Annotated in this window: 17 protein-coding genes; 4 read left to right on the top strand and 13 right to left on the bottom strand. The window is 69.6% G+C overall.

Annotated elements, in window-relative coordinates; all coding sequences use genetic code 11:
• Positions 1 to 30: 30 nt before the first annotated feature.
• Together KIT86_RS20015 and KIT86_RS20010 are read right to left on the bottom strand one after the other, a co-directional pair.
• Positions 31 to 1,179 (bottom strand): iron-containing alcohol dehydrogenase, encoded by a 1,149-nt coding sequence (locus tag KIT86_RS20015; protein ID WP_297401630.1) that lies wholly within the window; start codon positions 1,177 to 1,179, stop codon positions 31 to 33.
• Positions 1,180 to 1,273: 94 nt separating this feature from the next.
• A complete protein-coding gene (locus tag KIT86_RS20010; protein ID WP_297401628.1) occupies positions 1,274 to 2,233 on the bottom strand; it encodes a tripartite tricarboxylate transporter substrate binding protein in 960 nt (319 codons plus the stop codon).
• A 144-nt stretch (positions 2,234 to 2,377) separates the two neighbouring features.
• Here KIT86_RS20010 and KIT86_RS20005 point away from each other — a divergent pair, with 144 nt between their 5' ends.
• The gene (locus tag KIT86_RS20005; RefSeq protein WP_297401626.1) at positions 2,378 to 3,340 is read left to right on the top strand and encodes a LysR family transcriptional regulator; all 963 of its coding nucleotides are present in this window, start codon (positions 2,378 to 2,380) and stop codon (positions 3,338 to 3,340) included.
• A 10-nt stretch (positions 3,341 to 3,350) separates the two neighbouring features.
• Here KIT86_RS20005 and KIT86_RS20000 read toward each other — a convergent pair whose 3' ends face one another.
• The 3 genes from KIT86_RS20000 to KIT86_RS19990 form a co-directional block, all read right to left on the bottom strand.
• Positions 3,351 to 4,262 carry a DMT family transporter gene (locus KIT86_RS20000; RefSeq protein WP_297401624.1) on the bottom strand — a complete coding sequence of 304 codons (912 nt, stop codon included), beginning with the start codon at positions 4,260 to 4,262 and terminating at the stop codon, positions 3,351 to 3,353.
• 105 nt (positions 4,263 to 4,367) lie between these two features.
• Positions 4,368 to 4,868, bottom strand: coding sequence for a methylated-DNA--[protein]-cysteine S-methyltransferase (locus KIT86_RS19995; protein WP_297401622.1), 501 nt, complete (start codon positions 4,866 to 4,868; stop codon positions 4,368 to 4,370).
• A complete protein-coding gene (locus tag KIT86_RS19990) occupies positions 4,865 to 6,394 on the bottom strand; it encodes an Ada metal-binding domain-containing protein (protein ID WP_297401620.1) in 1,530 nt (509 codons plus the stop codon). The genes KIT86_RS19995 and KIT86_RS19990 overlap by 4 nt, the downstream gene beginning before the upstream one ends.
• A gap of 109 nt (positions 6,395 to 6,503) precedes the next feature.
• Between KIT86_RS19990 and KIT86_RS19985 the strand changes: the two genes are divergently transcribed.
• From KIT86_RS19985 to KIT86_RS19975, 3 genes are all read left to right on the top strand, one after another.
• Positions 6,504 to 7,886: a phosphomannomutase/phosphoglucomutase gene (locus KIT86_RS19985; RefSeq protein WP_297401618.1), complete on the top strand. Its 1,383-nt coding sequence runs from the start codon at positions 6,504 to 6,506 to the stop codon at positions 7,884 to 7,886.
• Between the two features lie 122 nt (positions 7,887 to 8,008).
• On the top strand, positions 8,009 to 8,875 hold the full coding sequence (locus KIT86_RS19980; RefSeq protein WP_297401617.1) for a glycosyltransferase family 2 protein: 867 nt from the start codon (positions 8,009 to 8,011) through the stop codon (positions 8,873 to 8,875).
• Positions 8,876 to 8,921: 46 nt separating this feature from the next.
• On the top strand, positions 8,922 to 9,824 hold the full coding sequence (locus tag KIT86_RS19975; RefSeq protein WP_297401615.1) for a hypothetical protein: 903 nt from the start codon (positions 8,922 to 8,924) through the stop codon (positions 9,822 to 9,824).
• A 16-nt stretch (positions 9,825 to 9,840) separates the two neighbouring features.
• On the opposite strand, the gene KIT86_RS19970 is transcribed toward KIT86_RS19975, so the two are convergent.
• The 8 genes from KIT86_RS19970 to KIT86_RS19935 form a co-directional block, all read right to left on the bottom strand.
• A complete protein-coding gene (locus KIT86_RS19970) occupies positions 9,841 to 10,908 on the bottom strand; it encodes a hypothetical protein (protein ID WP_297401613.1) in 1,068 nt (355 codons plus the stop codon).
• Positions 10,905 to 12,140 carry an O-antigen ligase gene (locus KIT86_RS19965; RefSeq protein ID WP_297401611.1) on the bottom strand — a complete coding sequence of 412 codons (1,236 nt, stop codon included), beginning with the start codon at positions 12,138 to 12,140 and terminating at the stop codon, positions 10,905 to 10,907. Before KIT86_RS19965 ends, KIT86_RS19970 begins: the two co-directional genes overlap by 4 nt.
• Positions 12,137 to 14,170, bottom strand: a complete 2,034-nt coding sequence (locus KIT86_RS19960) for a 3-deoxy-D-manno-octulosonic acid kinase (RefSeq protein ID WP_297401609.1) — start codon at positions 14,168 to 14,170, stop codon at positions 12,137 to 12,139. The genes KIT86_RS19965 and KIT86_RS19960 overlap by 4 nt, the downstream gene beginning before the upstream one ends.
• Complete coding sequence (locus KIT86_RS19955; RefSeq protein ID WP_297401607.1) at positions 14,146 to 14,886, bottom strand: glycosyltransferase; 741 nt, start codon at positions 14,884 to 14,886, stop codon at positions 14,146 to 14,148. Before KIT86_RS19955 ends, KIT86_RS19960 begins: the two co-directional genes overlap by 25 nt.
• 62 nt (positions 14,887 to 14,948) lie before the next feature.
• Positions 14,949 to 16,307 (bottom strand): TolC family outer membrane protein, encoded by a 1,359-nt coding sequence (locus tag KIT86_RS19950; RefSeq protein WP_297401605.1) that lies wholly within the window; start codon positions 16,305 to 16,307, stop codon positions 14,949 to 14,951.
• A gap of 171 nt (positions 16,308 to 16,478) precedes the next feature.
• Positions 16,479 to 16,829, bottom strand: coding sequence for a rhodanese-like domain-containing protein (locus KIT86_RS19945; protein ID WP_297401603.1), 351 nt, complete (start codon positions 16,827 to 16,829; stop codon positions 16,479 to 16,481).
• A 31-nt stretch (positions 16,830 to 16,860) separates the two neighbouring features.
• Positions 16,861 to 17,562 (bottom strand): protein-L-isoaspartate O-methyltransferase, encoded by a 702-nt coding sequence (locus KIT86_RS19940; RefSeq protein ID WP_297401601.1) that lies wholly within the window; start codon positions 17,560 to 17,562, stop codon positions 16,861 to 16,863.
• A gap of 50 nt (positions 17,563 to 17,612) precedes the next feature.
• Positions 17,613 to 19,468, bottom strand: a 1,856-nt coding sequence (locus tag KIT86_RS19935) for an efflux RND transporter permease subunit (protein WP_297401599.1), incomplete at its 5' end; no start/stop codon positions are given.

Genomic DNA, 19,468 nt, shown 5'->3' with positions numbered 1-19,468 from the left:
GGGGCGATCATGAGTGGGCTCCGTGGGGTGTCAGTGCGCCTGGGTGTACAGGACGAGGGCGTCGGTCTGGTTGATTTCGCGCGGGTTGTTGGCGAGCAGCCGCTGCACGCCCATGGCGGCCCGCGCCAGCATAGGCAGGTCGGTGGGGGCAATGCCCACGTCGCGCAGGCGCTGTGCGATCGGGGCCTGGGCGAGGTGGCGGGCCATCCGGGCGATGAAGGCCTCGGCCGCCGCGCCATCGGCCACCCCGTGCAACGAGGGATCGAGTGCCCGTGCGAGCTCGGCGTAGAGCGGGCCGGCCACGGGCAGGTTGTGGCGCAGCACCGGCACCATCACCAGCGCGTTGGCCAGGCCGTGGGGCAGGTGGAAGTGGCTGCCCAGCGGGTGGGCCAGGGCGTGGATCGCCGCCACCGGCGCATTGGCGAACGCCATGCCGGCCAGCAGGGAGCCCAGCAGCATGCCTTCGCGGGCAACGATGTCGTCGCCCTGGGCGATGGCGCGCCCGAGGTGGCGGTCAAGCAGCTGGAGCGCGCGCACCGCCAGCGCGTCGGAGATCGGGTTCTTCAGGTGGCGCGTGGTGTAAGCCTCGATGGCGTGCACCATGGCATCGACTCCGGTCATGGCTGTGGGGGCGGGCGGCAGGGCCAGCGTCAGCTCGGCGTCCAGCACCGCCACATCCGGGAACAGCAGCGAGCTGATGACGCCGCGTTTCTGGTGATCCGGGGTGGAGACCACCGAGGTGGGGGTGGCCTCGGAGCCGGTGCCGGCCGTGGTGGGCACCTGGATCAGCGGCAGGCGCGGCCCGCTTGCGCGCTGGGGCCCGTAGATGCCAGCCAGGGGCTGGGGGCTGGCTGCGAGCAGCGCGACCAGTTTGGCGGTGTCCAGCGAGCTGCCACCGCCCAGGCCGATGACGCCGTCGGCACCCGCGGTGCGGGCCGCATCCACCGCAGCGAGCACCACGTGCTCGGGCGGGTCGGCCTCCACTTTGTCGTGCACCGTCACGAGCAGGCCGGCCTTGCGCAGCGCGGCCACCGGAGCCTCGATCAGGCCCGCTTGCACCAGGCCGGCATCGGTGACGACAAAGGCGTGACGGCGTCCCTGCAGCAACGGCGCGAGCCGGTGGGCTGCGCCGCGTTCGCAGACGATGCGCGGCGGTGTTTCGAATTGAAAGCTGGTCATGAAGCGGCAATGGACGGGCCAGGCAAGGCCCTTCGCCATCGATCGGGCGATGCTGTGCGGGTGGCGAGGGGAGGGGGCAGCGCCCCCGGGACGATCAGTTGATCGAGATCTTGGTGCGCGTGATCAGCTCACCGTAGGTCTTGTGGTCCTTGCGCAGGGCGTTGCCGAGCTCGGCCGGGGTGGTGGTGACGCTCTCGAAGCCCATGGCCTGCACGCGCTCGATCGAGGCGGGCTTCTTCAGGCTCTTGTTGATCTCGGCGTTGAGGCGGCGGATCACGTCGTCCGGCGTGCCGGCGGGGGCGAACACGCCGTGCCAGCCGCTGATCTTTTCCAGCTCGGGCAGGCCCACTTCGCGGAAGGTGGGCACGTCGGGCAGGGCGGCCGCGCGCTTGGGGCCGATCACGGCCAGTGCCTTGAGCTTGCCGGCCTTCACATGGATGGCGCTGCCTGAGTCGAAGGTGAAGTCCACCACGCCGGCCAGCAGATCCTGGATCGAAGGCGCCAGGCCCTTGTAGGCGAGGTGCTCGGCCTGGGTGTCGGTCTCCAGGTTCAGCAGGGCGCCCGCGACGTGGGGGAAGGAACCGTTGCCGGTGGAGGCGTAGTTCAGTTTGCCGGGGTTGGCCTTCATCTTCTCGACCAGACCCTTGACGTCGCTCACGCCCACCTTGGGATGGGCCAGCAGCGCCATGTTGAGGCCGGCCGTCATGGCCACGGGCGCGAAGTCCTTGAGCGGGTCGAAAGGCACCTTGTCCATGACGTAGGGGCCCAGCGTGAGCGTGCTGGAGGCCAGCATCAGCAGCGTGTGGCCGTCGGCCGGGGCACGGCGAACGAACTCGGCGGCGATGTTGCCGTTGGCGCCTGCGCGGTTGTCGATCACCACCGGCTGTCCCAGGGCCTCGCCCACGTCCTTGGCCACCATGCGCGCGATGGCGTCGATGGTGCCGCCCGCCGGCACGGAGACCACGATGGTCACCGGCTTGGAGGGGAAGGACTGGGCCGTGGCAAGGGGTGCAAAAGCCGAAACGATCAGGGCGGGGAGCAGTTGGCGGATCACGGGAACGACCTCGGTTCTAGGGGGAGTGGAGAAGGGGGTGAGGGAAATTCTAGGGAGCCATCCGCAGCCGCAGGGGGCTTTCTTGTTAACCTCTGGTTGACGACTCCGCCACTGACCGCCCCCCCTCGAACCGCCCCCATGCCCGTGTCCTCGCTCCTCAATGGCCGCCATTTCCAGATCTTCACCGCGGTGATGCGCAGCCGGGGGCTGGGCGAGGCCGCGCTCAAGCTCGGCATTTCCAAGGCCGCCGTCAGCAAGACACTGGGCCTGCTGGAGCGAGAGACCGGCGTCGAGCTGTTCGAGCGCCTGGGTGGCCGGCTGGAGCCCACCGCCGCGGCCCGCCGCCTGCTGCCGCGCGCCGAGCAGGCGGCCAACCACCTGGCCTGGGCATTGGCCGAAGCCGCCACGCTGGACCAGGCCTCGAACCGCGTGGTGACGGTGGCGGCGCACGCGCCGCCACTGATCGCGATCCTCCCGGGGGCCATCCAGCGCTTCAAGCTCAGCCACCCCGAGGTCAAGGTGCGCGTGCGGGTGGAGGGGCCGCCGGAGGTGCTGCGGCTGGTCGCCCACCACGAGGTCGACCTGGGCGTCACCAACCCGCCCGCGCCCAACACCATCAGCGCGGTGGAGCTGTGCGAGCGCCGCACGATCTCGGAGGACCTGCTGGTGGTGGCCATGCACCGGCGCCACCCCCTGGTGGCCAAGGCCCTGGTGCGGCCGCAGGACCTCGCCGACACCGAGGTGATCGCGCTGCCCGAGGAATCGCCGACCTCGATCCTGGTGCGCGCCACGCTGCAGGAGGCCGGTGTGGTGGTGGGCCAGGGCACGGTCGCCAGCACCTCGATGGGGGTGTGCGCGCTGGTGCAGCAGAACGTGGGCATCGGCCTGATCAACCCCATGCTGCTGTCCACCGGCATCTTTCCGGACATCGTGACAAGGCCGTTTCGGCCGCGCATCGCGCTGGGGACGGAGATCTACCGCTCGGCGATCCGCCCGCTCAGCGACGAGGCGCAGCTGTTGGCTGGCTACCTGGAGGAGGTGGCGCTGGCGCTGCCCGGTTCGCCCTCGGCGGGCAAGGCCCGCCAGCGCGCGCCGGCCGCCCGGTGAGCAGGCCCGCTCAGGCTGCGCGCTCCAGCCAGCCCAGCTTCGCCAGCCCGGTGGACAGGGCGGTGCCGCAGACGATGACCACGCCGCAGCCGATCATCCAGGGTGTGATGACCTCGTTGAGGAAGACCGAGCCGTAGACCAGCGCGAACACCGGCACCAGGAAGGTCACGGTCAGCGCGCGGCTCGGGCCGGCCTTCTCGATCAGGTGGAAAAAGAGGATGTAGGCGATGGCCGTGCACAGCAGGGCCACGGCGGCGACCGCGCCCCACGCGGTGCTGCTCACCGGCTGGCTGGGCCACAGCCACAGGGTGGGGAGGGCCAGGCCCAGGGCCGCGCCGATCTGGCTGCCCGTGGCGGTGGCCAGCGGGTGGGCGCCCGTGAGGTAGCGCTTGGTGAAGCTCGCGGCGATGCCATAAAACAAGGTGGCCAGCAGGCAGGCGCCCATGGCGATCAGCGTGCTGGCCACCGGGCCGTCGCTCACCACGCCGGCGGCGCTGAAGCCCGACTTGCCGATCACCAGCAGCGTGACGCCGGCAAAGCCGATCGCCAGGCCCAGCATGCGCGAGCCGCCGGGCCGGTCCTTGAGCCAGAGCCAGGCCACCAGCGCGCCCGACAGCGGCACCGTGGCGTTGAGGATGGAGGTCAGGCCCGTGGGGATGTGCAGCACGGCGTAGGCGAACAGCGCGAAGGGGATGCCGGAGTTGAGCAGGCCGACGAACAGGATGAGTCGGGCGCGCGCCCGGAAGTCGGCCCACACGCCCTTGACCAGGAACACCGGCAACAGGAAGAGCGCCGCGAGCGCGACGCGCAGGCCGGCCGTGGGCAGGGCGCCGAACTCGGCGCCACCCAGGCGCATGAAGAGGAAGGAAGCGCCCCACAGGGCGGCCAGCAGCAGGAATTCCAGGGCGAGGGTGGGGCTCATGGCGTCAAAGTATGCATGTCGTCCCGGCTTCGCTGGGGCGCGATTGATGCCGGATGGGGCGTGGATTGATGAGCGGAACGGCACAATGCCGCCCGATGTGCCGCCTCACGCCCCGCTGGCGCGTTCGAGCGAGAGCAGGGCGGTCTTGCGGTCCAGCCCGCCCGCGTAACCGGTCAGCGAGCCGTCGGTGCCCAGCACCCGGTGGCAGGGCACCACCACGCTCACCGGATTGCGACCCACTGCCGCGCCCAGCGCCCGCACCGCGGCCGGCTTGCCGATGAGCGCGCTCAGGCGCCCGTAGCTGGTGGTCGCGCCAGGTGCGATGCCGAGCAAGGCCTGCCATACCTGCTGCTGGAAGGGCGTGCCCATGCTCAGGTCCAGCGGCAGATCGAACTGCTGGCGCTGCCCGGCGAAATACTGCGCGAGCTGCTCGATGGCCTGGCGCAGCACCGGGTGGTCGGGGTCGCGGTGCCAGGCCGAGGTGTCGGGCCCGTGGCGCTGCCCGTCGAACCAGACGCCGCTGAGGCCGCGTGGCGTGGCCGCCAGCGTCATGTCGCCCAGGGGGCCCGGCCAGGTGGTGAAGACGGTGAGGGGATCGTGTTTCATGCGGATGCTCCTGAGGATGAGACGACGGCGCCTGCCGACCAGGCGCGCACGACGGCGTAGCTGCGCCAGGGCTTCCAGGCGAGCGACGCGGCCTCGGCCTCGCGGGCGGGGTGTTTGCTCTCGCGCACACCCATGACCTTGTGCAACGCCACGTCGCCAGCGGGGAAGGCGTCGGGCCAGCGCAGGGCCCGCATGGCGATGTATTGCGCGGTCCAGTCGCCGATGCCCGGCATGGCCTTGAGGGCGGTGAGGGTGGCGGGCACGTCCGCGCTGCCGTTGAGCACCAGGCCCTGCTCGGCCACGCCGCGCGCCAGCGCCACGATGGCGGCCTGGCGCTGGCGCACGATGCCGAGCTGGCCCAGGCCATCGCCCCCGGCCTGCGCCAGCGCGGCGGGAGTGGGAAAGAGGCGCGAGAGCGCGGCGTGCGGCGTGTCGATGGCTTCGCCAAAGCGGTCCACCAGCCGCTGCGCGAGCGTGCGCGCGGCCGCCACCGTGATCTGCTGGCCCAGCACGGCGCGCACCGCGAGCTCGAAGCCGTCCAGCGCGCCGGGCACGCGCAGGCCGTCGCCGGCCGGAAATGCGCCGTGCAGCACCGCGTTGATGGCCGCCGGATCGGCATCCAGGTCCAGCGCGGCGCGCAGGCGGTGGATCACCTGCGGCAACACCTCGCGCAACTCGTCGCTCACGCGCAGTTCGAGCTGGCAGCGCACCTCGTCGAAGCCGGCCACCAGCCAGCCCTTGTGGGTGCGCCCGTCCAGCGCCATGCGCAAGGTCTGACCCAGGCGCAGGCGCTCTTCGTCGACGAAGGACACGCCGTCGATCAGGCGTTGGCGGAAGAAGCCCAGCGTGGCCGCCGCGTCGTAGGGCGGCCGGTAGCCCAGCCGCACCATGGTGCCCAGGCCGCTGTCGCGGGCGCCGCGGGCGGCTTCGCGCCGCAGCTGGGTCGGGTTGAGGCGGTAGTGCTCGAGAAAAGCCGCGTTGAAGCGGCGCACGCTGGCAAAGCCGCTGGACTGGGCGATCCGGGTGATGGGCAGGTCGGTGTCGGCCAGCAGCTGCTTGGCCGTGTGCAGCTTGCGCGTGAGCAGGTACTGCAGCGGCGAGACGCCCAGGCGCTCCTCAAACACGCGCCTGAGATGGCGATCGCTCACCCCCAGTCGCGCCGCCAGCCGCACGCCCATCGCGCCGCCGTCGTCGTCCTGCCAGTGCCCAGGGTCGTCCAGCCACAGCGTGGCCTGTTGCACGAGGATGGTGGAGGCGTCTTCCGTCGACCAGTGGCGCTCGCGCGGCGCCAGCTCGGGCCGGCAGCGCAGGCAAGGCCTGAAGCCGGCCTGTTCGGCCTGCACGGCGTGCGCGAAAAAGCGGCAGTTCTCGCGCCGGGGCGTGCGCACCCGGCACACCGGCCGGCAGTAGATGCCGGTGGAGGTGACGGCGGTGAAGAACTGGCCGTCAAAGCGCGCGTCGTGCGAGCACAGCGCGCGGTAGCAGGCGTCTTCGTCGATGCGGTCTGAGCGGTTCATGGCTGCCATGGTAGGCCGTTCGGACAAGGTTGACTGGCCGTTTCCGGACATGTGCCTGCGGCATCATCGATACCCCCTCCTACAATGCCCGTTTTGCCCGTCACGAGGAAAAACCCCCATGCAAGTTGCCGCGTCCATCTTCAAGGCCTACGACATCCGGGGCGTCACCCCCACCGCGCTGAACGAAGGCGTGGCCGAGGCCCTGGGCCTGGCCTTCGGCACCCGGGCCCTGGCGCTGGGCGAAAAGACCGTGGCCGTGGGCCGCGACGGCCGCCTCAGCGGCCCTGGCCTGTCCGCCGCGCTCATCCGTGGGCTTGTGGCCGCCGGGGTGGACGTGATCGACATTGGCCTGGCGACCACGCCCATGCTGTACTTCGCGGCCAGCACGCTGTGCACCAGCGGCATCCAGGTCACCGGCAGCCACAACCCCAGGGACTACAACGGGTTCAAGATGGTGCTGGCCGGTCGCGCCATCTATGGCGAGGACATCCAGGCCCTGCGCAAGACCATGGAAGCCGAGACGCACCAGCGCGCCGACGGCGGGCGCGTGCGCCTGATCAACGTGCAGGCCGCGTACCAGGCGCGCATCGTGTCCGATGCGAAGCTGGCGCGGCCCATGAAGCTCGTGGTGGACTGCGGCAATGGCGTGGCCGGTGCCTCGGCCCCGGCGATCTTCCGCGCGCTGGGCTGCGAGGTGATCGAACTCTTCAGCGAGGTGGATGGCAATTTCCCCAACCACCACCCGGACCCGAGCAAGCCTGAGAACCTGCAGGACGTGATCCGCACGCTGCGCGAGACCGACGCCGAGTTCGGTCTGGCGTTCGACGGTGACGGCGACCGCCTGGGCATCGTCACCAAGGACGGCCAGACCATCTACCCCGACCGCCAGATGATCCTGTTCGCGCAGGACGTGCTCTCGCGCGTGCCGGGAGGCGACATCGTCTTCGATGTGAAGTGCTCGCAGCGTCTGGCCCCGGCCATCGAAGCCGCAGGCGGCGTGGCCCACATCTACAAGACCGGCCACTCGCTCATCAAGGCGCGCATGAAGGAGCTGGACAGCCCGTTGGGCGGCGAGATGAGCGGCCACATCTTCTTCAAGGAGCGCTGGTACGGTTTCGACGACGGCACCTACGCCGGCGCGCGCCTGCTGGAAATCCTCAGCCGCAGCCCCGACGCGAGCGCCGTGCTCAACGCCTTGCCCACCAGCTTCAGCACGCCCGAACTCAATGTGGCCTGCGCCGAAGGCGAGCCGCACGCGGTGGTCGACAAGCTGATCGCCCTGGCGAAGTTCGACGCGCCGGCCAAGCTCTCCACCATCGATGGCGTGCGCGTGGACTGGCCTGATGGCTTCGGCCTGATCCGCGCCTCCAACACCACGCCGGTGCTGGTGCTGCGCTTCGAAGGCCAGACCACCGAGGCGCTGCACCGCATCGAGGCCACCATGCTGGCCCTGCTGAAGCAGGCCAAGCCCGATGCCGTCGTCGGCGCCAGCGCGCACTGATATGAGCACCCCCGCGGCGCTTCGCGCCACCCCCTCGAGGGGGCGATGCCAGCGACCCGGCAAAGACGGTTCCCCGGCATCCTGGGTGGGAGCCTCTTCACTCGCCGCTTTTCGGTTTCCGTATGCACCCTGACGATTTGTTGCAGCAGGTCACGGTCGTGCTGGTCACGTACCACAGTGCCCACTGCCTGGAGGCGCTCGACGCGCTGCTCGCGCACTGCCCGCACGTGGTGATCTCGGACAACGGCAGCACCGACGACACGCCCACGCTGGCGCGCGCGCGCTGGCCGCAGGCCACGGTGCTGGAGCACGGCCGCAACCTGGGCTTTGGCGCCGCCAACAACCGTGCGCTGGCGGCCACGCGCACGCCGCTGGCCCTGCTGCTCAATCCCGATTGCGAGATCACGCCCGAGGGCCTGTGCGAGCTGGTGCGGGCGGCCCAGCAGATGCCCGAGGCCGCCATCGTCGCGCCTCAGCTCGAAGGCGAGCCTGGCCGCCCCGACGTGAACTACCGCTGGCCCAGCACCGCCTGGCGCTCGCGTGGGCCTGGGGCCGAGGGCCCCGCTTGCGTGGGCTTCGTGGTGGGCGCGGCCATGCTGTTTCGGCTCTCGCGTTTCGAGGGCATGGGCTTTTTCGACGAGCGCTTCTTCCTTTACTACGAAGACGACGATCTCTGCCTGCGGCTGTTCCAGCAGCAGCGGCCCATCGTCGTGTGGCCGGCCGTGGCAGCCGTGCACCGTGCGCGTGGCTCGGTCAAGGGCAAGGCACCGTGGAAGAGCGAGTACCTGCGCGGCTACCACCATGCCCAGTCCAAGCTGATCTACACCGCCAAGCACCGGTCGCCGGCGAAGGCGAGGCGCCAGCGCTGGTCGGTGCTGCTGGGCACCACCGTGGCCCTGCCGCTGCGCGCGCTCGCGTGGTCGCCGCGCCTGCTCGCGCGCATGGCCGGGCGCTGGATGGGCCTGGTGCGCTGGAGGCTGCGTGACTGACGCGCACCGCGAACAACGAATCCCCGCATTGCCGCTGAACAACCCCATGCCCGCTTCCTACAAGGTCTACGACTGCATCACCTTCGACGGTGAAGACTGCCTGGAACTTCGCTTGCGCACCCAGTGGGACCGCGTGGATCATTTCGTGATCGTCGAGGCCGAGGTGACTTTTGCCGGCGCCCCCAAGGCCTTGCAGTTCGACGCCGGGCGCTACGCCTGGGCCAGCGCCAAGATTCGCTACATCCCGCTCAAGGCCGAGGCGTTCGCGGCATGTCAGACCGCATGGGACCGTGAACGCGTGCAGCGCAATGCCTTGCGCCTTGGGTATCAGGACGCGGCCGAACACGACGTGGTGGTCATCGCCGATGTGGACGAGATTCTGCGACCCGAGAAGATCGGCCCCGTCGAGCCCGGCACGGTCCAGGTCTTCGAGCTGCTGATGCTGTACTTCTACTGCGACTACCTCATGGTGTCCGAACCGTTCTGGCGCAAAGCCGTGGCGGTCACGGGCGCCTACGCGCTGGCCCACGAGGCCGAGGACATCCGCAACGACCCGGCCCTGCGCGCCGCGGTGGAGACCGTCGACGTGCCCGACGCAGGCTGGCACTTCAGCTACCTGGGCGGCATGGACATGATCGAACGCAAGCTCGAGCGCTTTTCGCACCAGAACCTCAACAAGCCGCGCTACAAGGACCGGGCGCAGAACCTCGCCCGGATCCACGCCGGCAAGGACATCTACCGCCGCGCCAAGCGCTGGGGGCGCGTGCACATGGGCGACTTCGGCAACGCGGTCGTGGCCCAATGGTTTGCGCAACGCCCCGAGCTGTTCTCGCCCGCGGCGATCCGTCCGGTGGGCAACGTGGACGCCTTGCTCGCTGCGCGCCGTGCGGCCGGTGGCAAACCGTCGGCCTGGGAAAAGCTCAGGCTGCGCGTCTGGAACGCCTGGTGATGAGGGGATGGCCGCTTCAGCGGCGGCCCAGACGCATGCTCAGCTTGAGCCGGTAGTACGGCAACCGGTCGGCCCAGCCGAGGTCGAGTGGCGGTCTTGCGAGGTCGGGGTTGCGCAGCGCGGGCTGGATCAGGTGCTGATCGAACAGGCCCATGACCACCTCGCGGTTGTAGAGCGCAGAGTACCGGTCCCATCGGTGGCGCTTGAGGTCCTGGGTGTCGAGTTTCTCGATGATTTTCACGAGTGAATCGGCATCGGTGTAGTAGAAGCCCGAGTCACCCAGGACGTCGATGTGGTGCCGGTGCTTGCTGCCGGCGTAGGTGATGACCGGCTTGTTGCGGATCGAGAACTCGCCACACGCCAGCCCGAAGGATTCGCCCTGCAGCCGCGCGTGCAGCATGGCGTCGCAGCTGTTGATGAAGCGCGTCTTGTGGACCATGTCGCTGCTGCCCGGCAGGAAGAGGGCGCGTGGGTGGTCCACGAAAGGCGCGATGTTGAGGAAGACGAACCAGGTGTCGGGCGAGCGCGCCAGAACCAGGCGCACCGCCTCGATCGCACTGGGCACATCGAAGCTGCCGGCGCCGCCATGGCAGCCCAGCACCTTGGCCTGCGGCGGGATGCCCAGGTCGCCGCGCAGGTCCTCGTCCACGTCCGGCAGTTCCACGATGTGCGGCACGCTCGGGATCTTGCCGTTGGCGCAATGCCGGCTCAGCCATTCGGAGATAAAGGCGTAGGAGGCACCATGCGCCTGCGCGGGGTTGGTCGGGAAGACCGCATGCACCATCGTGGGCACCGTGCGCGACCACACGCCGTCGTTCCTGCCGGCCTTGATGGCGTACAGCAGGTCCGCGTGGTGTTGGCCGAGCAGCGCGTCGAGTTCGTCGATGCGGCGGTAGCCCACGACATCGAAACGCGCGCTGAACTTCGCCAGGGCCTCGGCGCTGTTGTGGGGGCTGTCGGCGTTGTAGACCACCAGGCTGCGGTGGCCCAGCACGCTTTCGGCGTTCAGCGCGTAGTCGTACAGCGCGACCTCGGTGCCCCGGATCGACAGCTGGTTGGAGTGGAAGGCGATCGTCTTCGTCATGGATTCACGTGTTTTCGATCGCGCCCCGGGGTGGCCGCCATCAGCAGCACGGACATGAGGATGAAGAAGTGGTTTTCCGTCGAGAGCCAGAACGAACTGTGCGTTGCGTTGGAGACCAGGAGCACCGCCAGGAAGCCCATCAGCAGTGCGCGGCGCGGCCTGTCCTCGCGCCAGCCCTGCCGGGCGATGGCGACCGCGAACCACAGGAACAGTGCGAGGCCGATCAGACCCTGCTCGAACAGGAAGAAGGTGAACTGGTTGTGCGGGTGCACACAGACGACCGCACACCACGAGGCATCGGTGAAGTGCGTGGGCGCCAGCACCGGGTAGGACGCGGTGCCATGGCCAAGCAACGGGTGCTCCAGCGAGGCCTGCAGCGTGAAGCGGTTCATTTCCACGCGCGCGCCCGCGGAGGTGACCGGTGCCGTGATGCTGCTGCTTTGTGCTTCGTCCCAGGCTGCGCTGACCCGTGAGCGCAACTGGGTCGAGGTGGTGAAGGTGATGGCCATCACGCCGACCAGGGCCAGCGTGGCGATGGCCAGCCGGCGCCGGTGCAGGCCGACGGCGAAGGCGGCGAACACCGTCATGGCCAGCAGCAACGCCAGGTAGCCGGTGCGGCCCGAGGACAGAAACAGCACGCTGAACGCCGCCAGCCCGGCCACCCCGGCCGCGAGCGCACGCCGGGCCCGCGTGGGCGCGCGCACGGCGTGGTACAGCGCCATGACCGTGAAGAACGACATCAGGATGCCTTGCGCGATGCGGTCCTTGAAGACCGTGTGGTCTTCGCCGAAGCCCTGGTTGTGCGTGCGCGTCCAGGAGAAATCAAACCAGACGTTGAGCCAGGTGACCACGAGCGTGAACAGCATCGCCAGCGCGAAAGCCTGCCAGCAGCGGCGGCGCGTGGCCGGGTCGTTGAGCAGCCCGATGAAAACCGGCACCCACAGCAGTTTGCTGTACTTGCCCAGCGCCGCGCCAACGAGGGGCCCGGTGGCCGGCGACCACAGGGCCGCGATGGCGATCCAGGCGAACAGCGCGAGAGCCGGTGGCGCAAGCGGGTTGGCCAGGGCCTGTCGGGTGTCGCGCAGCGAGCTGCCCCAGACGCAGCCGAGCAGCCAGAACAACAGCGTGAGCAGCAGCCCCACATTGGCCAAGGCGACCGACATGGGGAACGCCAGGAACACCAGCACGAGCGACGCCTTGGCGCCCTGTTGAATGAAGGAGGTCGCAGTCATGGGTGAGCGGAAGGACGCTGGTAGCCGGCCATCAGGGGGGCCCAGTCGGCTTCGGTCCAGTGGTAGGGGGTGACGCGCTGGGCTTCCTTGCGCAGCGAGCGCAGCAGGCGTTCCAGATTGCGTGGCTTCCAGTCGCTGCCCGGGCGCACCTCGCATTTGTCGAAGTCCACGATCCAGGCCTGGCCGGCCTTGTCGAGCAGCAGGTTGTGGGCATTCAGGTCGGAATGGAAGACCTGCCGGTCGTGCAGTTGGCGGATCGCCTGGCCCAGGGCCTGCCACTCGGCGGGCTCCAGCGCCCTTTGCCGCAGGCATTGCACCACGTTCGCGCTGTCGGGGATGAGGCCGACGAGGATGTCGGCCTCGTAGAACAGGCCCGCGCGCGCCCAGTGGCTCGCGGCCACCGGCTCGGGCACTGGCAGTTGCCAAGAGCGCATCAGGCGCAGCAAGGTGAATTCGCGCATGGCGCGGCTGTCGTGCGGTGCGGCGCGCCAGAAGCGGTCGTGGCTCAGTCGGGCCATCAAGCCGCCGCGCCGGTAGTGGCGCAGCACATGGCCGCGGCCGCCGGATTGCACCAGCAGCGCCTGCCCGCGCCCGCTGCCCGTGGCCAGGGCCGTGCTGCCGATGTGGGCGATCGGGTCGAAGGTGTGTGCCGAGACCTGGCTCAGGTGGTGCGGGTCGAACCAGGCGGTGCGGCCCACGTTCAACGCCACCCGCACGTGCGAGACGTTGCCGGTGTGCGCGGGCTCCCAGAGGGGCCGCACCACGGCCATCGTGCGCGCCGAGGCGCCCAGGTTGCGGGTGATGAACGCGCGCGCGGCGTCGGCACGGCGCTGCCAGGTCTGCGGCTGCATCAGCCAGCGCTGCACCGCCGCCGCGAGCTCGCGCGCATCGCGCACGCATTCGCCCGCGCCGCTGCGCTCGATCTCCTCGAACAGCGGCGCCGCGTTGTGGACGTGGGGACCGAACAGCACCGGCTGGCCAACCGACATGGGCTCCAGCGGGTTGTGCCCGCCCACGGGCGCCAGCGTGCCGCCCACGAAACACAGCGAGGCGTGCTGGTACCAATGCATCAGCTCGCCCATGGCGTCGATCAGCAGCACCTGCGTGCCAGGCGCCACCGCCTGCCCGCTGCTGCGCCGCACGAAGCTCAGGCCACTGTGCTGCACATGCGCCGCGACCTCGTCGAAGCGCTGGGGGTGGCGTGGCACCAGCACCAGCAGCCAGCTCGGGTTGACGGGCGAGAGCTCGCTCCAGATCGCCAGCCAGGCGGCTTCGTCGCCTTCGTGCGTGCTGCCCGCCACCAGCAGGGTGCGCCCCTGCAGCTCGGGCGCCAGCGCCGCTCGCGCGGCGGGCACGGCCACCTCGAACTTCAGGTTGCCGGTGTCGTGCAGCCGCGATGCGGGCACGCCCAGGCCGCGCAGGCGCTCGCCGCTGGGCGGGTCTGCGGCGGCCACGGTGAGCTGCGACCAGACGGGCCGCATCAGGCCCGGCCAGCGCCGGTAGGTGCGCGCCGAGCCTTCGGAGAGGCGCGCATTGACGAGCGCGACGGGAATGGCCTTCGCGCGGCATTGCTGCAGCCATTCCGGCCAGAGCTCGCGCTCCACCAGGATCAGCAGCCGGGGCTGCAACCGGTTCAGGAAGCGCGCGACAGCACCGGGCGTGTCGATGGGAGCGTAGACGTGCCGGATCTGGTCGCCCCAGTGAGCCTGCAGGGCCCGCGCGCCGGTCGGGGTCTGGGTGCTGACGACCAGGGCATGCGCAGGCCATTCTTCGAGCAGGGCGTGCAGCAATGGCTGCAGGGCCTGCACCTCGCCCACCGAGGCGGCGTGGATCCAGATGCAGCCGAGTTGCTCGGGCTCGACGGGGATGAACCCGAGGCGCTGGCGCAGGTTCTGCCGGTAGCCCGGTTCACGCCGCCCGCGCCACCACAGCCAGCCCAGCAAGGGCGCGGCCAGCGCGCGGCTGAGCAGTCGGTACGCCCGATGGGGCAGCGCAACCGGGGAGCTCAGCGCCAATGGTCGGCGACCCATTGGGCGGGCAACACGCGCCGGTACCACTTGCCGCTCACGCCGGCAATGACATCGGGCGGGTTGGGCTTGCCGTGGAACACGATGATCTTGGCGCCGGGCGGGATCGTGGGCGGCGAGAACCAGCCCAGGATGCCCGGGCGCATGCAATGGCGCTTGAAGCTGCGGCACCAGGCCTCGGGCCAGTAGCTCACCTTGCCCTGGCGGTTGAGGTAGCCGGTGATGTACTCCTGCTCGTTGCGCACGTCCGCGATCGAACCCGGGTAGCCCTTCTTCAGGTGCTCCAGGGCGTCGGCATGCGCGCCGATGGTGTAGAGGTAGCACGAGGTGTTGCCCGTGCCGTCCTTCTTGTCCCACTCCTTGATGACGATGAAGGTGCCGGGCTGGTCGAAGAACTCGTCCAGGCTGTCGACAATGACGATGTCCAGGTCGAGGAACAACGTCTGGCCCTTGAGGTCGTAGAGCGGGTCGGCGAAGCTCGTGAGCTTGAGCCAGCCATGGCCGAAGCTCCAGGGCTTGCGCTGGTCGAATTCGTCGAAACCCACGGCGGGGATGGGTTTGACCTCGACGGCGGGGTTGATGCCTTCACCGTCGTCGGTCAGGCAGACGAAACGGAAGGGCCGGTGCAGGTGCCGCGACACCATGCTGTGGAGTTTGTTGACGTACTCGGGGCCGTACTTCCTGCCCCATTTGATGCACAACACGTTGACGGTCTGCATGGCTTCCTCTTCTGCGGGTGTTGGCTGGCTGACGCCAACTTGGCGGTCGAGTGTAGCGGAGCTCACTTCGCCAGCAGGGAATCGATGGGCAGCAGGTCTTCGGGCAGCAAGGCGCCGCTGGCCTGGCGCAGGCGCAGGCTGCTCAGCAGCACGTTGTAGCGCGCCTGGGCCAGGTCGCGCTTGGTCTGAAACAGCTGGCTCTGCGCGTTGAGCACGTCGATGTTGATGCGCACGCCCACCTGGTAGCCCAGGCGGTTGGCATCCAGTGCGCTCTGGCTGGAGGCTTCGGCGGCCTGCAAGGCACGCACCTGGCCCTGGCCCGAGACCACGCCGAGGTAGGCGCTGCGCGTGGACAGGTCCACGCCCCGGCGCGCGGCCTCCAGGTCGGAGCGCGCCTTCTCTTCCAGCGCCAGGGTTTCCTTCACCCGGTTCTGGACCGCGAAGCCGGCGAACAGCGGCAGGTTGAACTGCACGCCGACGCTGGCGGTGTTGGTGCGCACATTGCCGGCGATGGGCAGGGTGGTCATGGGGCCGCGCGCGACCTGGTACTGGCCGACCAGATCCAGCGTGGGCTTGTGCCCGGCTTCGGCCTTTCGGGTTTCGAGCTGGGCGATCTCCAGGTTGCGCGTGGCCTGCTGGATGGTCGGATGCGTGCCGAGGTTGCGGTCCACCCAGGCCTGCGGGTCGGCCGGCAGGAGCTCGGGCAGGGTCACGGGCGCGGCCAGCGGCCGCGGCTCCACCGCCGGGCGGCCCACCAGCTGGTTGAGCGCGAGCTTCTTCACGCGCAGGTCGTTCTCGGCCGCAATTTCGCGCGCCAGCACCAGGTCGTACTGGGCCTGCGCCTCGCGCGAGTCGGTGATGGTGGTGGTACCGACCTCGAAGTTGCGCTTCGCAGCGGCCAGCTGCTCGGCCACGGCGGTCTTCTGCGCCTGCACGAAGGCCAGCGTATCCTGCGCCGCGAGCACGTCGAAGTAGGCCTGCGAGGTGCGCACGATCAGGTCCTGCTCGGCCAGGGTGAGGCGGGCCTTGGCGATGTCGACGCTGAGCTCGGCCTGGTCGTTGGTGATCTTGTTGGCTGGGCGGTACAGCGGCTGGCTGGCCGAAAGCGTGGCACTCTGGTTGTTGCTGTTGCCATCGAGCGCGCCGTAGTTGCTGACCTCGCGCCGCGCCCAGCTGGCCGCAGCGGCCAGGCCGGCCTGAGGCAGCAGGCCGGCGCGGGCCTGTGCGGCCTGCGCCAGGGAGGCGTCGTACTGCGAGCGCGCCGACAGGTATGTGGCGTCGAACCCGCGCGCCGCTTCATACAGCTGCACCAGGCTCTGCGCCTGGGCGCCGGTGGCCAGCGAACCCAGCGCCAGCATGACCGCCAGCGGAAGCATCGGGCGGTGGACAGACGATTTGCGAGCAGACGAAGCAGCTTTCATGCGGTGTTCCTTGCAGCGAGAAGGAGGTCCTGAGGGACCCATGAGAGAGGGACCTGCCCCAGCGGCATCAGGGGTGCGGCTTCGCCGGCCCGGGATGCCTTCCCCCCTGGAAGCGCCGAAGGCGCGCCGCGCGGGGGGAAGCCGCGAAGCGGTGCAGGGGGGTGTTCCATCTCAGTAGGTCGGTACACCTGGATCGCGCTGTTGCGACCAGGCGTGGATGCCGCCGTCGATGTTGACGACGCGGGTGAAACCGTTGCCTTCGAGGAACTGCACCACCTGCGCGCTGCGGCCGCCGTGGTGACACAGCACGGCGATGGCCTGGTGCCGGTCGAGTTCGAGCAGGCGCGCCGGTACCGTGCGCATGGGCATGGCACGCAGTTCGAAGCCCTCGGGCTTCACGGAAGCGGTCTGCAGCTCCCAGGGTTCGCGCACGTCCAGCACGACCGGCAGGGCCTGCGGTGCGGCGGGGTCGGCGGCCTGTTGCAGCCATTCGGGGAGTTGGGCGGGGGTGATCGAGTTCATGGCGGCATCCGTGGGCGGGGGGTGTCCGGGCTCAGAACCGGAAGCGCGAGGGTTCCGGGGAGTGGTGCAGGCGCGGCGCCACGGTGTCCCAGGGCTGGGCGGTCTGGAACGCGGCCTCGCCGGTGCGGGTGACGATGGTGGCTCGCATCATCGGCTCGAATCCCACGATCGCGGCCAGGCGCCCGCCCGGGGCGAGCAGGTCCAGCAGCGCCGAAGGGATCTCGGCCACCGAGCCACTGAGGACGATGGCGTCGAAGGGCGCGCCATCCGCGCACGCGGCGAAGCCCTTGGCGGCGGCATCGGCGCAGCGCACCTCGGCATTGGCGATGCCGGCCTTCTGCAGGTTCTCGCGCGCCAGGCGGGCCAGCGCCTCGTCGATCTCGATGGTCACCACGCGCTGCGCCAGGCTGGCCAGCAGGGCCGCCATGTGGCCGCTGCCGGTACCGACTTCGAGCACCTTGTCGGTGGATTTGAGCGCAAGGTCCTGCAACAGGCGCGCCTCGACCTTGGGCGCGAGCATCACCTGGCCCTCCACCGCAGGGTGGCTCAGCGGCAGTTCCATGTCGGCAAAGGCCAGCGACTGGTGCGCGGCCGGCACGAACTGCTCGCGGTGCACGCGATCCAGCAGGGCGAGCACGCGGGCGTCGAGCACCTCCCAGGGGCGGATCTGCTGCTCGATCATGTTGAAACGGGCCTGGCTCAGGCTGAGGGCGGGGGCGGTGGAAGTGGTCATGGCATCGACTCGTGGGAACGGTGTTTCGAGAGGGCGGGAACCGCGAGATTCTAAGGAGTGGGAGCTCCGGGGACCGGCCGGGGTGCCGCCAGCCCGAGCCGGCGGCGGAACCAGTTGCCCAGGTCGTCCATATAGCAATAGACCACCGGCACCACCACCAGGGTGAGCAGCGAGGAGGTGATGACGCCGCCGATGACGGCCTGGCCCATCGGCGCGCGCTGCTCCGAGCCCTCGGTGAGTGCGAACGCCAGCGGGACCATGCCGAACACCATGGCCAGCGTGGTCATCAGGATGGGGCGCAGCCGCACGCGTGCGGCCAGCAGCAGGGCGGACTCGCGGTCCATCGGCGGCGCGCCGGCACGCCCTTCGCGCGCACGGATCGCGAAATCGACCAGCAGGATCGCGTTCTTGGTGACCAGGCCCATCAGCAGGACGATGCCGATGACGGAGAACATGCTCATGCTGGAGCCGAACATGAGCAGGGTCAGCACCACGCCGATCAGCGTGAGCGGCAGCGAGGTCATGAGCGCCAGCGGCTGCAGGAAGCTCTGGAACTGGCTGGCCAGGATCATGTAGATGAAGATGATCGCCAGGGCCAGCGCGGAGAGCGCGTAACCGAAGGACTCCTGCATGTTCTTGGTGGAGCCGCCGAATTCATAGCGGTAGCCGGGCGGGAAGGCGATGGTGTCGAGCACTTGCCGGATCTCGGCCGAGACCTCGCCGGGCGAACGCCCATAGACGTTGGCGTTGATCGACACCTCGCGGTTGAGGTTGCGGCGGTTGATCTGGTTCGGACCGGTGGCGTCCACCACGTCGGCCACCTGGCCCAGGCGCACCACGCGCGCCGTGCCGTCGGCGGCGGTGCCGACCACGAAGGGCAGCTGTTCCAGGTCGCTCGCGCGCTCGCGGCCGCTGGGCGCCAGCCGCACGTTCACGTCGTAGCTCTGGCCGTCGGCCGCGCGCCAGTTGCCCACCGTGGTGCCGGCCACCAGCGTGCGCAGGCTCGCGCCCAGCGCGGCCACGCTCACACCGGCGTCGGAGGCCAGGTCGCGCTTCATCTTGACGTCCACCGTGGGCTTGTTGGGCTTGACGCTGGCGTCCAGGTCGACCAGGCCGACGATGGGGCGGATGCGCTCCATCACAGTCTGCGCCAGTCGCTCCAGCTCGGCCAGATCGTCGCCTTGCAGCGAAAACTCCACCTGCTTGTTGCCGCCGACTGCGTCGAGCAGGCCGACATGGGTCACGGTGATGCCCGGCACGCTGCGCAGCCGCTCGCGCAGGCGCGCCGACATGGCCACCGCGCTCAGGGTGCGCTCATGCCGGTCGGTCAGGCGCACGTAGATGCTGGCATACATGGTGCCCTGCGCGTTGCCGGTGTTCAGCGTGGACAGGGTGTACTTCACCTCGGGGAACTCGCGCAGGATGCCTTCGACCTCGCGCGTCTTGGCCTCGGTGGCCTCCAGCGAGGAGCCCACCGGTGTGTGGAAGCTCAGCGAGGTTTCCGAGAAGTCCGCCGTGGGCACGAACTCGGTGCCCAGCAGCGGCACGATGAACAGGCTGCCCACGAAGGTGGCGAGTGCAAGCCCCAGCGTGGCCAGCTTGTGCCTTAGCGACCAGCGCAGCGTGCCCTGGTAGGTGTGGCTCAGGTCGTCCTGGAACCGGTCGAACCAGCCCGTGACGCGGCCGATGGTCCGGTCGTACCAGGTTTTCGGGCCGCTGCCGGGGTGGCCGTGCTTTTCGATCTCAGGGTCGTGCCAGACCGAGGACAGCATGGGGTCGAGCGTGAAACTCACGAACATCGAGATCAGCACCGCCGCCACCATGGTGATGCCGAACTCGTGGAAGAACTTGCCGATGATGCCGCCCATGAAGCCGATGGGCAGGAACACCGCGACGATGGACAGGG

Origin of the sequence: Hydrogenophaga sp., from assembly GCF_026125825.1 — a bacterium.
GTDB lineage: Bacteria > Pseudomonadota > Gammaproteobacteria > Burkholderiales > Burkholderiaceae_C > Hydrogenophaga.
Note: the sequence above shows the minus strand (reverse complement) of the source record. Positions and strands in the feature narration are given on the sequence as shown.

Bases quoted from the DNA above. Each gene is read 5' to 3' on its own strand.
- KIT86_RS20015 (WP_297401630.1), bottom strand. From the start codon at position 1,179: ATGACCAGCTTTCAATTCGAAACACCGCCGCGCATCGTCTGCGAACGC.
- KIT86_RS20000 (WP_297401624.1), bottom strand. From the start codon at position 4,262: ATGAGCCCCACCCTCGCCCTGGAATTCCTGCTGCTGGCCGCCCTGTGG.
- KIT86_RS19995 (WP_297401622.1), bottom strand. From the start codon at position 4,868: ATGAAACACGATCCCCTCACCGTCTTCACCACCTGGCCGGGCCCCCTG.
- KIT86_RS19990 (WP_297401620.1), bottom strand. From the start codon at position 6,394: ATGGCAGCCATGAACCGCTCAGACCGCATCGACGAAGACGCCTGCTAC.
- KIT86_RS19985 (WP_297401618.1), top strand. From the start codon at position 6,504: ATGCAAGTTGCCGCGTCCATCTTCAAGGCCTACGACATCCGGGGCGTC.
- KIT86_RS19980 (WP_297401617.1), top strand. From the start codon at position 8,009: ATGCACCCTGACGATTTGTTGCAGCAGGTCACGGTCGTGCTGGTCACG.
- KIT86_RS19975 (WP_297401615.1), top strand. From the start codon at position 8,922: ATGCCCGCTTCCTACAAGGTCTACGACTGCATCACCTTCGACGGTGAA.
- KIT86_RS19970 (WP_297401613.1), bottom strand. From the start codon at position 10,908: ATGACGAAGACGATCGCCTTCCACTCCAACCAGCTGTCGATCCGGGGC.
- KIT86_RS19965 (WP_297401611.1), bottom strand. From the start codon at position 12,140: ATGACTGCGACCTCCTTCATTCAACAGGGCGCCAAGGCGTCGCTCGTG.
- KIT86_RS19960 (WP_297401609.1), bottom strand. From the start codon at position 14,170: ATGGGTCGCCGACCATTGGCGCTGAGCTCCCCGGTTGCGCTGCCCCAT.
- KIT86_RS19955 (WP_297401607.1), bottom strand. From the start codon at position 14,886: ATGCAGACCGTCAACGTGTTGTGCATCAAATGGGGCAGGAAGTACGGC.
- KIT86_RS19950 (WP_297401605.1), bottom strand. From the start codon at position 16,307: ATGAAAGCTGCTTCGTCTGCTCGCAAATCGTCTGTCCACCGCCCGATG.
- KIT86_RS19945 (WP_297401603.1), bottom strand. From the start codon at position 16,829: ATGAACTCGATCACCCCCGCCCAACTCCCCGAATGGCTGCAACAGGCC.
- KIT86_RS19940 (WP_297401601.1), bottom strand. From the start codon at position 17,562: ATGACCACTTCCACCGCCCCCGCCCTCAGCCTGAGCCAGGCCCGTTTC.